Origin of the sequence: Pseudoalteromonas sp. A757, assembly GCF_004103285.1 — a bacterium.
GTDB lineage: Bacteria > Pseudomonadota > Gammaproteobacteria > Enterobacterales > Alteromonadaceae > Pseudoalteromonas > Pseudoalteromonas galatheae.
The window spans coordinates 40,615-56,184 of sequence record NZ_QNQN01000069.1 but is presented as its reverse complement, the minus strand read 5'-3'; the positions used below and the strand labels follow the sequence as shown (position 1 = coordinate 56,184).

Below are 15,570 nucleotides of genomic sequence, written 5' to 3'. Positions count from 1 at the left end.
GATTTACTAATTCTAATGGAAATACGAGGTGATAAATGAATTGTACAGCAAAGCAACAGACTCAGCCATGCTGGGGCGTGTTTGCTGTTATAAACTGTAGCAAAAATGGATATGTAGTGAAGCATGAAGACTTGTACTGGATCAAGACAACGGCAAAAAAATGGTCGTTTATCTCATTTTTAATAAAAAAGACTTTATTTGTTCGTTTAATAGATAGTTAAATAGTATTAACTTCATTGAAGCAGGCATATAATGCTAGCTGAATGTCTTACTTTAAATACAGTGTATTTTTGTTAAAATTGTGTGTCATGTTGGACGTCGTTTTGTAACCCAAAGCCAAGTTGGCTAGATGAATAATGTTAAGGAATTACGTTGTATAAATTCAAGGGCTATACTTTTGATTCGGTGCTTGGCGCGTTGTACCACCAAGAAGGCTCTATTCAATTACGCCCTAAACTTGCTCAGTTACTCGAATATTTTCTTATTAATGCGGGCCGTGTAATCACCAGAGAAGAATTGTTATCCGAAATCTGGATCAATGGTGAATATAGAGAAAGTTCACTTACTCAGAGTATTCGGGAGCTACGCAAACAGCTAAACGACAACGTTCATGACCCCGTATTCATTAAAACGTACCCTCAGCGTGGTTATATCTGGCTAACGGAAGTTGAATTAGAGCAAGAAGAAACACAGCCCGAACCGGTCAATCAAAAAACATCTAATTTAGGACATAAAAATCCCTATATTCTTTTTATGGTCGTGGGTATTTTTGCTTTGGTTGTATCGGCTGGATTACTTTATCAATCAAACACAAACTCGATTATAAATTCTACAGCACAAACCCAGCAAAACCATATTCGTCGAATATTAATCGCGCCATTTATTAATGAAACTGGCGAAACAAAACTTGATTGGTTGAATTATAGCCTCAGGCATATGCTGATCGAAGGGTTAAAGGAATTACCAAATTATAATGTTGTCCCTGATAATACCGCTTTACAGTTGCTTGCGGCAGAAAGCCCCAAATTTAGTAATCAGGAACAAGCCTTAGATAGTATTGTGGTAAGTGGTCGAGCTGATCAGTGGATGTTAGCATCAGTTTCTCAAGAGTTTGGCCGATTTGTGTTTAGGTACCAGCTATCGCAGCCAAATGGGGAGCGGAAAGAAGGAGTGATTTATAGTGAGGGGCTAGACTTATCACTTCCTGATTTGGCAAATAGCTTTATCAAACAATTTAACAAAGGAACCAATAAATTAAGTACTTTTAAGGTGTCTGATAATCAATTCTCAACCAAAGATTACTTAGAAGGGCTGCACGCACTAGAGACTCATGGTGTTGGTTTAGCTATTCGATATTTTGAAGCATCTAGCTTGCATGATCCAAGTAATACCCATGCATTGATAGAGTTGGCTCGTTCATACTGGCGAACAGGACAGGTTGAGAAAGCACAAGCACTTTTTGCAAAGCTAGAAGAAGATACAGAACTGCAGGCTCAGTCTAATTTACGTGTACGGTTGTTGTTTTATTGGGGGGAATTGGAACAAGTATTAGGGAATTACGAAGAGTCCGAAAGACTGCTCAAGTTGGCGTTGGCAAATAGTGAAGAGCTCTCAAATGAAGTGATCCGCTCACGTATTTATTTGGTACTTTCAGATGTTGCGTCAAAACAGCAAAAATGGGAACTGTACAAAGATTACGTCAATCTATCGAAAGTCGGTATTAACTTACAAAATGATGTCAGCACAGAAGCGACGCGGCTTTACTACATTGGTAGTCCACCAGCTGCGAGGCCTGAGCAGGTCACCGATGTTAATTTAAACGAAAGCTTAGAAAGCTTGCACCGCTCTCTTAGTTATTATCAAAAAAATAATAACTTGAGTTTATTAATGCAAACGTATTTTGCGATTGGTCAGAACTTTGTTGCTGATATTAACAGCCGAGCGAAGGCCTTAAAAAAGGCGCTGGAGCTAGCAATAGAGCAAGAAGAAATCATTTATAAGATTAAGATCGCAAATTATCTTGGCTTCTTTTACATTCAGCTTCACGACGGGCAGCGAGCATTAAAGTATCTGCAAATTGCGCAAAGTGAGTTTAATACTGGACTAGAAAACTCGCCGCTTTACTATCGCAATCGCCTGCTTGAAGCTATGGGGAAAATGGATCTGGGGATTAGTTTAGTCGATCCTGATTTACTTGATGCTGCCGACGGTATCTTTACTGAAATGGAATCATCCAATGTCAGAGATTATCCTCACATACAGGCTGACGCACACTTATTACATGGGTGGACATTATTGATCAAGCAGGAGTATCAAAAAGCATTACCTAAATTAACGAGAGCACAGATTAAATACCAATCTTTAGGATTAAATGACTCTAAGGCGTATGCGGATTATTCTTTAATGTACGCTTATTTGCAGCTAGGTAATTACAGCAAGGCTATTGAACTGTTTGATGATAGCAAGAATAAAAAGTTATTATTTGATTATGCGGCGATCGCACACTTACAGCTGGAGCAGTTTGATGAGGCAGAAAAGCTGTTGCTGCAAAGTAAATCAAGCTTTTCTGGGTTGTGGAGAGAGCAAGATGAGCGCTTATTAGGCTTTGCAACGCGTGTCATGCCGATCCAAAATGACAACTCAATAAGTACCTTGATAGATCAGTGGCAAAAACCTTACTCCGTTTACTGTGAATCAGAGTGGGGAATGTAATCCCCACTTGGTTTTTAGTGATGCCTCTAGAAGCATAAGCTTTGGATAAGGGGGCGTTTGACGATAAATTTATAGGCCCGCTTTACCTACAGAATAGGTATGAGCTGGTAACAAGAAGCGAGTGCTATCGAGCGCTTTCTTCTTGAGGTCTAGATATCGTGAAAACACGCATTTATTGCTCCGCACTTTCACCTATAAAACTAAAAACACACATAAAGTCAAAGTGTTATTGTCTTTGTGTTTTATCCTCTCAGCTCTATTTTTAGGCTTGGAATTTAGTTCTACATAAGACATTTTTTAATGTGCCTAGTACCGGGTTTACTCTCTCAATTGACCAGAAACTTAATCGACTTGGTACGCTAAACCTTGTTCTTTCTTCGTAAACTAGCCTTCCTTGCTCTGTGTCATTTTTTAACTCGAGTAGCCTATTTGGCATTTCAATTTCTCATTCCTAAATTTTTAGACATTTACTATCCAGTCAATCGTTACCTTATCAATGTTTTGTTTTTGTTAATTCGTTTTGTGTTTTGTTAATTGTCATCTCTTGCGTAAATTTATATAAAAAAGCGTATTGGTGAGTTCCCCTTAGAATTAATCAGCGCTTCATTAGGCTGTCTTTTTAGATTTTTAATAAAACTTAGCTACAAAAAAGAAAAACAAATAAAAGCTTTTTAATCATGCGTTTATTAGTTTTTAACTAATCATGGTTATGGGCTTTTTATCTATTTTAGATATCTTTGATGTCTTTTTTGTCGCTATGGGTGTTCATTCTCCGCTACTTTATGTGCGCACTTTACATGGCCTGGGAATGAGGGTGTTTAGTAATAAACAACAGGTTGTGTTGTAAATTTTGTGTGTTGAAGGTTTCTATTGTTTATTTTTTGTGTCTTTTGGCGCGGTGGTCAATAGAAGCGGAAACTTTAAAGGACGGGGAAATGATTACATTAAATGGCAACAACAGGGTGGTTAAGACAGTAATAAGAACCTTCTTTGACAACTCGAAGGAATGGTTAAGATGAGTAATACAATTAACTTAGCCGAGCGTTGGCTGCACCATTGTGAAGTACCAGAGAAAATAGCAATTGCTCATCAGGACTGCGAAATTACGTATGAGCAATTAAAAAGTTCGATGGCTAAGTTGGCGAGTGCCTTTGAACAAATCGGTCTACAAAAAGACAGCCGTGTCGTTATCGGATTAAATGACAGTCCAATACTACACACTTGTTTTCTAGCTAGTTTGGCGTTTGGCGCGATCCCTATCGTGATCAACCCGAAGCTGAGTGAGTCTGCGCTTACTTACATTATTGGCGACAGCGATGCGAGTATTTATGTATCTGAGGAAAATGGCAGAACCACTTTCCAGTTTTTTCATCAAGGCAATAAAACCAACAAAGTTACTTACCAAACCATGCTTAGTTATGGGGATGTAGCTTGGAATAACTATTTTTTCCGTGATCCCAGTGATGTTGCGTTTATGCAATATACTTCAGGCACGACAGGCAATCCAAAAGGTGTGATGCACTCTAGCGAAAATGCACTGTACATTGCACAGTATTTTGCCAAAAACACTCTGGGTGCAACCCAACAAGATGTTTTCTATTCGCTTGCTAAGTCATTCTTTGGTTATGGCTTGGGCAATAGTTTGATTTTTCCATTAGAGCTTCAAGCGACAGTCGTGCTCGATAGTGAGTGGCCAACAATAGAACGTGTAGCGGCAAACTTGAGTCGCTATCAGCCTACTTTATTCTTTGGTGTTCCCGCTATATATCACGGCTTAGCCTCACTTCATAATAGCCATGCTATCGTTAGCTCCGTGCGATTAGCTATTTCAGCGGGCTCAGCATTGCCTTCTGGTATTTTCAATAGTTGGGATCAGCAGTTTGGGCTTCGGATCGTTGACGGTCTGGGTTCAACGGAGTTGTGCCACATATTTTGCTCACATACGCCACAAACAGCGAGTTGTAATAGCCTAGGTAAGCCGCTATCAGGATATGAAGTGTCTATCCGAGATGCAAATCAGCAGCCCGTTGCGCAGGGGAAAACAGGGAACTTATGGGTGAAAGGGCCCAGTATGGCATTGGGTTATTGGAAAAATTCGGCCGCCACTCAGAACAAGTTCGTTGATGGTTGGTATAACTCTGGTGATTTAGCTGCCATTGACGAAAATGGAGAACTGCATTTCAAAGGCCGTTCGGACGATCTCTTTAAAGTAAATGGCCGTTGGGTTGTGCCTTCTGAAATAGAAGTTAAGTTAGCGCATAACTTTCCTACCATTCTTGAACTCGCCATGGTTCCTTATGAAGCAGACGATGGTTTCATTAAACCAAGCCTTTGGGTGGTGCCTCGCCAGGGGGTCGATAGCCACTCTTTGAAGCGCGAAGTTAATCACTGGTGTTCACAAAACCTATCAAGCTATCAACGTCCAAACCTGATCACGATGATTGATGCGTTACCAAGAAATGATAATGGCAAAGTGGTTCGCAAACGCCTCATGCATTTAGAGGAAGTGGCATAACATGACTGAGTTGCAGAAAATTTATAGCCAAGTCGATACACTTGATTATGGTGACGGTGATGTAATGCGCTTTTATCGTCGCTTTGCAGCGGATAGCTACTCGTTTGTATATGAGTTTAATAACGCCGCAACCAAAGCTATTCCGCCTCGGTACAGCTTGGTAGGTCTATCCTCTTTGGCAAAAATTGTACTTAAAAATAACAAGTTAATGTATTGCTGTGGCAATGATGTCATTTTCGAACAGCAGTTTGATTGTGTAACACAGGCTTGGACCAAATTAGAGGAATTAACTGCAAATACAGAGTTTGTACTTAACCCAGAGATTGAGCTGTTTGAGTTTGGCTGGTTAGGTATTTGGGGTTATGAAAGCATCCGTTACTTTGAGCCACATAAGTTACCTGATCCAGAGTTGCCAGACTTAACACAATCTTCGGATGTTGAGTTAATGCTTCCACAGCAGATGGCGATTTTTGACCATAAGGAAAAGCAGGCCAAGCTTGTCACTTTTTCATCTGTCCCACAACACAGTAATACTGGCTTAATTGAGCGGTTACACTCTTGGCCTCAAGATTCGGTTGATGGCCCAGTACAGTTTAATTTCAAGCAAGACGAATTTAAGCAAACAGTAGATAAGCTCAAACAAAACATAAAAGACGGCGAAATCATGCAGGCCGTCTTATCACAGCGAATGCAGATCCCTGTGTCTGGATGTGGGCTGGATTTTTTTACACAGCTTAGAAGAGTAAGCCCTTCTCCTTATCAATTCTATATTCGTTTAAATGCTGGGTGTTTGTTTGGCGCATCGCCAGAGACGCTTGTGCGTAATGATAATGGCGAGCTTGTTTCTTTTCCAATGGCGGGCACTCGCCACAGACAAGCCTGTGAGGTCGAGAATGCGCGGCTAGAGCAGGAACTATTGCAAGACGAAAAAGAGCTTGCTGAGCACTTGATGCTGATTGATTTAGCCAGAAATGACCTCGGTCGAGTGTCTGATCCTGCTACTGTCAGTGTTCCTCGCAAAATGACTGTGGAGCACTTTTCTCATGTGATGCATATCACATCACAGGTGAGTGCATCACTAAACAAACAGCATAGTAATTTTGATTTGATTAAAGCCACATTGCCAGCAGGTACATTAAGTGGTGCACCAAAGATACGTGCGATGCAGCTGTTGGATAAATACGAGCAAGTCAGGCGTGGGTTTTATGGTGGCGGGGTTGGCATATTGAATAACCAGCTACTTGATCTGGCAATTATTATTCGCTCCGCGTACATCAAAAATGGCTATCTCAACATTCAGGCGGGGGCTGGCATTGTGACCGACTCAAACCCTGAAAGTGAATGGCAAGAAACTATGAATAAAAGTCGGGCAATGCTGGTTGCACTGGGCATTGCCGAATCTCAGGATAAGGAAGCTGCCACATGTTAGTCATGATAGATAACTATGATTCATTTACTTATAACCTTGTGCACTATTTCTTCGCGTTAGGCCAAACGGTTAAAGTGGTGAGAAATGATGAAATCACGATAGATGAATTGGCAGCGTTAAAGCCAAGTGGTTTGATTATTTCACCAGGGCCCTTCGGCCCTGAGCAAGCTGGCATTTCATGCGAAGCCATCGAATACTTTTCAAGAAAAATCCCAATACTAGGGATTTGTTTGGGGCATCAAGCCATCGCCCATGTTTTCGGCGCGGTAGTGTGTCATGCACAGGCTCCAATGCATGGCAAAGTGAAGCAAATTACACACGACAATTCAGGGCTATTTTCTGGGTTACCTTCTCCGTTAGACATCGTGCGTTACCACAGCTTATGTGTATCTAGCATATTACCTGAATGCTTAAAAGTCACGGCTTTGTCGGTGGCAACGCCTTCGGGTCAAGCTGAAGTTATGGCATTACAACACAAGTATTTACCAATATTCGGGTTACAGTTTCATCCAGAGTCCATCGCAACTGAAAGAGGGCTGGATATGCTGCGCAATTGGTTGGTAGAAAGTGGGCTAGTATCACCAGAGCTTGATACTGCTAATGAAGTCGCTGCATAAGGAGAAAAAGCAATGTTTTCCACTCAAGTTGTCAAGGCTATTCAACAACATCCCAAAATTGGTGCAGGTAACTTTCTTACTGTTTTAAACGAGATAGTGCCAGATACACATCAGGACTTGATAAAGGTTGAACAGCCGATCAGTGAATATTGTACTCAACGTCATTTTACCATTGCAGATCTTCTGTATTTGAGCGAACTCATCGCGGGAAAATATTGTGCGATGGGGGTGTGTGCCAAAGAAACGGTAGGTTTGTATCTTAACGATGATCTAAGCTACTTCATTCACTACCTTGCGTTAAACAGAATTGGCGCTATTCCAGTATGTATTAATGACAAGCTAGACCCTGAAATTGTCATTGCTTTTTGCCGTAATGCTGCCGTGGAGCGACTTGTTTACTCGGATAATAAAGCACAGTGCTTTATCAATTTATCGTTAAAAACAATAAAGCTATTTACGGTAACGCAGTTACTCTCTTTGGCTAATACTGAATTGCCAGCAATGCCCGAGTTTGCTGCAGATGATGTGATTTTACTAGCACATACTTCGGGCACTACGGGTGTGCCCAAAGCAGTAACTTTTACCCACCATAGTTTCTTTTTTGGTGTGCAAAATCAATTATTAAAACAAAGAGGTGAGCGAGTGTTATGCGCTTTGCCACACTCTCACAGTTCTGCTATCTCCGTCATGATGTCGAGCTTATTGCGAGGCGCGAGCACCTATATTTTATCTGATAAGTCTGCGCAAAACTTAGCAAAAAAAGTCGAGCAAGAACGCTCTGAACTCATCGTTGCTTTCCCTAAAACCTATGTCGACTTGTGTCGTGAAACCTTAGATGAACGTCAGTTTTCCTCAGTGGGTTATTGGATTGCTACAGGTGATGCAAATCATGAGTCGCATATCAGAAAGTTGATTGCGCTTGGCAAACATTATGCTGATGGTAAGCGTAAATCAGGCTCTATATTCATTGACAACTTGGGGTCATCAGAGTTTGGGTTCGCCATATTCAGAAATATTCATAGCTTGGAGCAGCACCAATTTGACCGCTGTATCGGTCGCGCGTTTGAGTGGGTAGATGCAGCAGTATTGAACGATAAAGGAGAGCAGCTTGGCCCCAATCGAGTGGGGTTACTGGGCGTTAAATCAGAATCTGTGACGGCAGGATATTGGAATGCTCCCCAACTAACTGAGGATGCAAAGCTCAGTGGTTATTGGTTAACAGGCGACTTAGTCTATTTTGATGAAACGGGTAAATTTTTCCACGTCGATCGTACGACTGATCCTGTTTATACCAAAGATGGTGTGCTTTACAGCTGCTTGGCTGAAGAAGTCATTCTGAAGTATTTACCTGAAATTTTTGAATGCAGTGTTTTTGCTAAGCCTGACCCTCAAAACCCAGAATTTTATCTACCACATGTTTGTGTGGAATTATCACGGTCTGCATCTGAAATAGCGGCCGATTGTTTGCTCGATAAAGTTAACACCGTTTTGCAACAGCATGATTTGATAAAAGTTGTCTCTCTCACCTTTCAGTCCGGTCATGAATATACCGGAGTAACAGGAAAAAAATTAAAGCGTCAATTACGTGAGCTAAAAGCTGCATAAGTAAGGATCACACTATGTCACCAAAACTACATTTGTATGGGTATGACATTTGCCCATTTTCTATTCGGATCAGAATGTTACTTGAGGTCTTGCATTTAGACTACAGTTATACCAACGTTGAGGTTTATACTCAAAAACCGGCTGCTTTATTAAAGCATTCACCTATGGGTAAAGTTCCTACTTTGTTAGTCGATATTGAGTCGCTATCAGAGTCTAGCGTTATTGCTCGCTGGTTAGCCGAGGTATACCAAGAGCAGCAATTGTTATCTCGTAATGCCTGGCAAAAAGCAAAGCAACAAGAGCTTATGGAATTAATAGAACAAGCTCATGGTGCTGTTTCTACAATCATTCGCAGTGAAAGCGAGCAAAGTTTCCAGACTGGGATCAATGAGCTCAGCACTATTTTACCCGTTTTACATCAAGAACTGCGTGAAGAAGTTACGCACGTATCGACACTCGTTGATGTGTGGAAGCTGGTGTTATGTAGTGTTATCCGTAACCTTGATTGCGCACTAAACAAAGCACTCAGCAGTGCGATACCACAGATCAGAAATTATCCAAATTATCAAAAAAGTAGTGTTGCAGTCGCAAAGCTCGTAGCTAAAGTTTTGCCGCATCATTACGAGTTGCAGTTACGTGAATTACTAATAAATCGCGCTGGCTACTGTGCAAACTTAATCGCTTCCGAGCATAAAGTGGAGCAGTTAAGCGCATGATTAAAAAGATAAACTCTAAATTACAACTACAAGCAATGTCGGTCTACTTGCGCAGTTTTGATGAGCCGCGCCTTAGTTGCATTGACTGGCTAAGAGATTCGACTGGCACGTTATTTTCCGATCAGCAAGTTGATGCACAAGCATTAGATTTGATTATTACGCTCTCAACCAGTATCGACCGTATTATTGAACGTAACGAGCAGCAGACACCAAGAGTTGGGTATGCACTACAAGAGCATCTACAAGCAGACAATGCATTTGTAATTGATTTACAAGACACAACTTGGGCGCAGGCACTAGAAGTTGCGAATGGCTATTTTGTCGCTGCCGGGATGAAAAATATTTTAATTGCCGAAGCAAATTCACATGATGTGAAGCAGTTTCCAACTTTGGAAGCTGGCGCACGAAGTGTTCTGTTAAGCGCTTCAGATGCAGTGTCTCAGTGTCAAATAGTACAACAAGAGATCGCTGGATATCAGCCAAATACTTTATCTCTATCTACTGAGGGCAAGCTTGAGTTGTCTGTTCAGCTCCCTGCGAAACATGCGCTAACCGACCATTTGGTAAGTCAAATAGTACAACTTTGTGAAGCATTACAAGGTGATGGGCAAGCCGTAATGATTGATGCACCGCACTATCTTGAGGCGCAACTTATCAGAGCATTGCAATTCAATGCCCCCCAATTACGTTGGTCAAGTTGGAATGACACCCAAGCTCAGCTCAAAGAGGCATTGCCTCAAATTTGGCTAAGTGTTTGTCCATTTAGGGCAAAAATAGTAGCGCGAACAATGTTTTAGGAGAATGGGATGAATATGTGTGGTGTAGAGATTAAGGCTGTGGCAGCCAAAGTGCCAACATTAGCAGTAAAAAATGAAGATCCACAGTGGTTCTCAAAGATTAGTAGTACAGATAGAGAAGAGTGGGAACAAAAGTGGGGAATCAAGCAGCGTTATTACACAGACTTAAGTGTTTCGATGCCAATGGATATTTCGGTATCTGTGGCACAAGAAGCGTTGCAGTTGGCTGAATTAGACAGCGATGATATCGATCTTTTTATCACTTCTTCGTCATTGGCTGTGCAAATTCCGGAGCGTCAATTTTATCCTCGGATCAGTCATACGTTGAAGCAAAGACTGCAATTAAAGAATGCGACAGCCGAGTTCGATATCCAAAATGAATGTTCAAGTATGATGGACGGGCTGCAATTAGCGGCCAACGCAATTATGACTGGTCAAGCTGAGCATGTGTTAATTCTTACGCAAGAAATTAGTAGTGCCATCATGGATAGAAGCTGTGTAAACGGAATGAATTTTGGTGATGGCTACGCTGCGATGATTGTGTCTAAATCATCAGATCCAACTCTCGGTATTGTTTCGCAGCATTATCAAAGTTTTCCTAAGCACCACAAGTTAGCAACTATCTGTTGGAACGACAAAGTAGATACCTATTTTGGTCTGTGTTTCGATATGCCCGAGCAAGGGGCTAGAGTGATGGGGCAGTTTGTACCAAAGTCCTTACCAAAACTGGTAAATGCAGCCATGAAAAAAGTAGAGCTCGACTCAAACGACATCGACTTCTTTGTTTTTCATCAACCTGCAAGAAAGTTAATTGATGCATGGTGCGCCTTATTGCGTATTCCTGAGCATAAGGTGTTAAAAATTATGGAAGAGTTTGGTTGCGCCGTCGCGGCAGCAATGCCTCTTGCTTTTAATATCGCGCTACAGCAACAAGCCATCGCCGATAATAGCAAAATTGTGATTGCTAGCCCTTCAATCGGCTGGGGATTTGGGGCACAGATTTGGCAACTTGGTAAAGTGCCAAAATTTTCATCCAATGTTCACTATCAAATTTAATCGTAAGGACCAACCCTAATGAAGGACACATATATTCTTGGCACTGGTTATCACTTGCCAAAACGGAAAGTTGATAATCACATGATCTCTGAAGTCATTAACACCTCGGATGAATTTATTCGTGCACGTATCGGTGTTGAAACGAGATTTCATGCACAAAGCACTGAAGCGACTAGCGATCTCATGCTTATGGCTGCACAGCAGGCTGTAGCAGACGCTGGGATCACTTTAGAGCAGGTCGATATGCTAATAGTGAATACGCTAAGTCCTGATATTCATGACCCATCACAGGCTTGTGTGTTGGCAAGCAAACTAGGTCTAGCCGAGCTACCTGTTTTTGATATTAGAGCTCAATGTAGTGGCCTTATTTATGGGGTTAATATCGCGAAAAACTTCGTGGCAATGGGAGAAGCTAAATACGTTTTAGTGGTAGCAGGAGAGCTATTATCTAAGCGTATGGACACCAGTGATGCAGGGCGAAACCTTGCGGTGATGCTTGGAGATGGGTGTGGGGCTGCCGTGGTTGGACAACAGCATTCAGACGCTCGGGCAAGTGCAAAGATCGAAGACATTCAGTTATGTGGTGATGGTCGTCAGTGGGAAAGCTTAGTTACACGTGCGCCAGGTACTGCACAACGTCAATTTCATGTACCAGACGATGGTGACTTAGGACATTTTTATATGCGCATGAATGGTCCTAACGTATTCCAGCATGGCGTCAGTAAATTTTGTGAAGTTGCGACTCAGATATTATCAAGAAACAATCTGAAGGTTGCTGATATAGATAAATTTATTGTGCATCAGCCAAATCTAAGAATGCTTGAGGAAATCCAGGCTAGGTTAGATATTGACCCTGCGAAAGTACCAATCAATGTGACGCGTTACGGCAATATGGCATCCGCATCAACAGCGGTTACGTTAGCCGAAAACTGCCACAACAAAACGATTAAGGCCGGCGACAGAGTATTGATGCTTTCTTATGGTGCCGGTGCGACATGGGCTGGTGCCCTATTACAGTTTTAGGAGTCGGGGCGATGACTTGGTCACAAAAAATGGGCATGCAGCAAGATGGTTTACACTTATTGGGTACCATTGATATACCTATGTTCTTGATAAAACATGATGCCGGATGGGCCTTGGTAGATGCGAGCGTGGAGCCTCTCGCGCCGCGAATTTTACAGCAGCTAGAGGCGATATGTGGTGATCTAACCACGATTACCCATTGGTTTATAACGCACTCTCACTATGACCATATTGGCACTTTAGCGCTGCTTTATCCGTGGTTACCGGCGGTCAAGGTATACGCCTCTGCGGCAACGAGTAACACGCTGAAAAACCCCAAAGCGCATGCAGTGACTGCTAAATTAACTAGCAGTCTATATAACATCTTACCTGAAGCCGAGCATGCTCCTGCTGCAATGGAAGCAAAGAAAGTAGATTTTGCTGATATCCCTATCATTAGCTTAGCTGATGGAGATAAGGTGACGCTGAGCGCAGGACATCAAGTGGTCGCTGTTGCCACACCTGGACATGCAAAATGTTTACTGAGCTTTTATGAGCCGAAATTCAAGCGCCTGTATGTCTCAGATACTTTGGGGGAAATGGTATCACCGACACAGTGGGAACCACTTGTCTTCCAAGATTATCAAGCCTATCAAGATTCTTTACGAAAGTTGCAAGCATTAGATGTGAATTGTCTCGTATTAGGACATCACGGTGTTTTGTATGGTGAACCAGCAAATGTTGCTGCGGCCAGTGCGTTACAGGGGTTAACTCAATTCAAATCTCGAGCTGCGCGATTGCTTAGTGAAAATGAGGGAGACTTGAACGCGACAGCACAAGTTGTTTCGGATATCACACGTCAATCAACAGAAAAATTTATTACTAAAAAACTCCACTATAACGGCACATTACTAATGATGCAGTTAATGGGGTTTGCTGGACAACCTGAACTTAGTTAGAAAGGAATGAGCAAACAATGAGCTTAAATAAAGTAGCAGTGATCACAGGTGGTGCTAAGGGGTTAGGGTTAGAAGCTGCGAAGCTTTTGGCGAGAGACCATCAAGTTGTACTAACAGCTAGGTCCGAGAAAGCTGGCCAACAAGCCCAGCTGGCTTTGGCTGAAAGCGGTACCGAAGTTGACTTTTTACCATTGGATATTTCCTCGGACGAGAGTGTTGATCTGTTTATGAAAGCGCTAATGGCGCGTTATGGTCGGTGTGATGTGCTGATCAATAACGCTGCAATTTTCTTTGATTGGGAAAACAGTGCATCGCAAATCGACTTGAGTGAATTGAGTGCGACGTTTGAGACAAATGTGATTGGATCTGCTCGAATTTCCAAAGCACTCATGCCGCTGTTACTCGCGTCTGAGAATGGCAAAGTGATTTTCCTTAGTAGTGATTTAGGTTCGCTGAATTATGCGGCAGATCCTGAGCATGAATATTTTCCTATCAACGGGTTAGCATACCGTATTTCTAAATCAGCGTTGAATATGTATGCCTTAGCATTAGCGAAAGAGTGTGATGATACTCAGATAGCGGTGACGGTTGTTTCTCCAGGCTGGTGTAAAACAGATATGGGTACAGACAAAGCACCTCGTTCTGCGATTGAGGGTGCACAGAGTATCTATATGGCAGTTAAGGGCGATGGAAAACAGTTTCATCGCAAATTTATTCTTGATGGTAATGAACTCGCTTGGTAACCACAACAAAGGTAAGGAACACAACTAATGAACACATCAACTAGCTCTGTTTTATCAATGGAAAATCGCATTGGTGCGCGCTTTGAAGACTTTGTCCAACAACACCGTATCTGGCAAAACCCTTTGCTTAAAGCATGTGAAAATAATCAATTAACCATCTCTGAGTTTGGTTTTGTAATTGCCCAACATTTTTATTATTCGCGTGGTTTTACCCGATTACTCTCTGCACTAATGATGCAGTGTGAAAACGATCTGCACCGTGTCGCTTTATCCCATAACTTGTGGGAAGAAGCGGGCGAAGAAGAGCAACAAGAATGCCATTCGAACTTGCTACGTAATATGCTTGGTAATGTGTTTGGAGTGACTGCCCCAGATGAAACTCGATTTAGAGACTACACGGTACAGTACTTTAACGATTGTCTTAATTACTTAAAGCATTCTGACATTGTCAGAGCGGCGGCATTCTTAGGTTGGGGCACCGAAGGGGTTGTGCCTAAGATTTACAGTTATCTTTTTAATGGATTGGTAAACCAAGGAGTGGCCGAATCGGACTTACTCTATTTAAGCCTGCATATGGAGTGTGATGATGAACACTCTGAGGTAATTGAAAAAATTGCCCTAGATGCATGTGACGGCGATACTGAACAGCATTGGCTGGCGATCGAAGAGGCAATTGACACCTCTCTATCACTTCGAGATGCATATTTCACGAAATTGTATGAAGAGCTCAAAATGGCCAAAGCAAAATCGTTAATTGATTTGGTGACTTCAGATAAACCTTATGCAGATTTAGAGGCTTCTGGCGCATTACATGCAAATGTACTAGAAAAACAAGGGATAACCTTATACCAGCGAGAAGACGAAGCTGGTGGAGTAAACTTTGAAGTAACTCGTTTTAAAGTTGCCAGTGAAGTGATTGATCCTAGACTTTTAGAGATCCCAGTAGGCAAGCGCAATGAAAAACATAATCACGCCCATGAGTCGGTATTTTATATTCTCAGCGGCCAGGGCCGTGTACACATTGATGAAAAGGCCATTGATGTTGTCGCCGGAGAGTTGGCATACGTGCCTCGTTGGTATGATCACTATACCGTTAATACTGGCTCTGAGCCTTTGAGAATTCTAGCGTTAACGGACTATGGCTTTACTCGCTGTTTCCCTAAAAATAGTGAAAGCTCTTATCGCAATAAGCCCGAAAACTTAGGTCATCAAGTTATCGGTTAATTGTTGATACAGATCCATACCTCTATAGCTACTAAAGACCAGTGATTGTTTCTACATCACTGGTTTTTTATTTCTAACGGTTTCATTTATTGCTCATATCACATAGTAATTCGATTTGGGTCTGTGGAGCTATGCCGCAAAAATAAACGCTAATTAAGTGAGCTATTTTGAGGTTAGAAAATCTAGTCAATAACA

12 protein-coding genes are annotated in these 15,570 nt (G+C 41.9%); all 12 read left to right on the top strand.

Annotation, left to right across the window (positions count from 1 at the left end; all coding sequences use genetic code 11):
• Positions 1–372: 372 nt before the first annotated feature.
• The 12 genes from DRB05_RS12125 (at position 373) to DRB05_RS12070 (ending at position 15,375) form a co-directional block, all read left to right on the top strand.
• Positions 373–2,712 (top strand): winged helix-turn-helix domain-containing protein, encoded by a 2,340-nt coding sequence (locus DRB05_RS12125; protein ID WP_128727177.1) that lies wholly within the window; start codon positions 373–375, stop codon positions 2,710–2,712.
• Between the two features lie 1,015 nt (positions 2,713–3,727).
• A complete protein-coding gene (locus DRB05_RS12120) occupies positions 3,728–5,227 on the top strand; it encodes an AMP-binding protein (RefSeq protein WP_161568684.1) in 1,500 nt (499 codons plus the stop codon).
• 1 nt (position 5,228) lies between these two features.
• A complete protein-coding gene (locus tag DRB05_RS12115; RefSeq protein WP_128727175.1) occupies positions 5,229–6,656 on the top strand; it encodes an anthranilate synthase component I family protein in 1,428 nt (475 codons plus the stop codon).
• Positions 6,650–7,273 (top strand): aminodeoxychorismate/anthranilate synthase component II, encoded by a 624-nt coding sequence (locus tag DRB05_RS12110; RefSeq protein ID WP_128727174.1) that lies wholly within the window; start codon positions 6,650–6,652, stop codon positions 7,271–7,273. The genes DRB05_RS12115 and DRB05_RS12110 overlap by 7 nt, the downstream gene beginning before the upstream one ends.
• Positions 7,274–7,285: 12 nt before the next feature.
• Complete coding sequence (locus DRB05_RS12105) at positions 7,286–8,878, top strand: class I adenylate-forming enzyme family protein (protein ID WP_128727173.1); 1,593 nt, start codon at positions 7,286–7,288, stop codon at positions 8,876–8,878.
• Positions 8,879–8,892: 14 nt separating this feature from the next.
• A complete protein-coding gene (locus DRB05_RS12100) occupies positions 8,893–9,594 on the top strand; it encodes a glutathione S-transferase family protein (RefSeq protein ID WP_128727172.1) in 702 nt (233 codons plus the stop codon).
• Complete coding sequence (locus tag DRB05_RS12095) at positions 9,591–10,391, top strand: hypothetical protein (RefSeq protein WP_128727171.1); 801 nt, start codon at positions 9,591–9,593, stop codon at positions 10,389–10,391. The genes DRB05_RS12100 and DRB05_RS12095 overlap by 4 nt, the downstream gene beginning before the upstream one ends.
• A gap of 9 nt (positions 10,392–10,400) precedes the next feature.
• Positions 10,401–11,447 (top strand): 3-oxoacyl-ACP synthase III family protein, encoded by a 1,047-nt coding sequence (locus DRB05_RS12090; RefSeq protein WP_128727170.1) that lies wholly within the window; start codon positions 10,401–10,403, stop codon positions 11,445–11,447.
• 18 nt (positions 11,448–11,465) lie between these two features.
• Positions 11,466–12,470, top strand: coding sequence for a ketoacyl-ACP synthase III (locus DRB05_RS12085; RefSeq protein ID WP_128727169.1), 1,005 nt, complete (start codon positions 11,466–11,468; stop codon positions 12,468–12,470).
• Positions 12,471–12,481: 11 nt separating this feature from the next.
• Positions 12,482–13,408, top strand: coding sequence for an MBL fold metallo-hydrolase (locus DRB05_RS12080; protein WP_161568683.1), 927 nt, complete (start codon positions 12,482–12,484; stop codon positions 13,406–13,408).
• A 17-nt stretch (positions 13,409–13,425) separates the two neighbouring features.
• Positions 13,426–14,151 carry an SDR family NAD(P)-dependent oxidoreductase gene (locus DRB05_RS12075; protein ID WP_128727167.1) on the top strand — a complete coding sequence of 242 codons (726 nt, stop codon included), beginning with the start codon at positions 13,426–13,428 and terminating at the stop codon, positions 14,149–14,151.
• A 27-nt stretch (positions 14,152–14,178) separates the two neighbouring features.
• Positions 14,179–15,375, top strand: coding sequence for an iron-containing redox enzyme family protein (locus tag DRB05_RS12070; protein ID WP_128727166.1), 1,197 nt, complete (start codon positions 14,179–14,181; stop codon positions 15,373–15,375).
• Positions 15,376–15,570 lie beyond the last annotated feature (195 nt).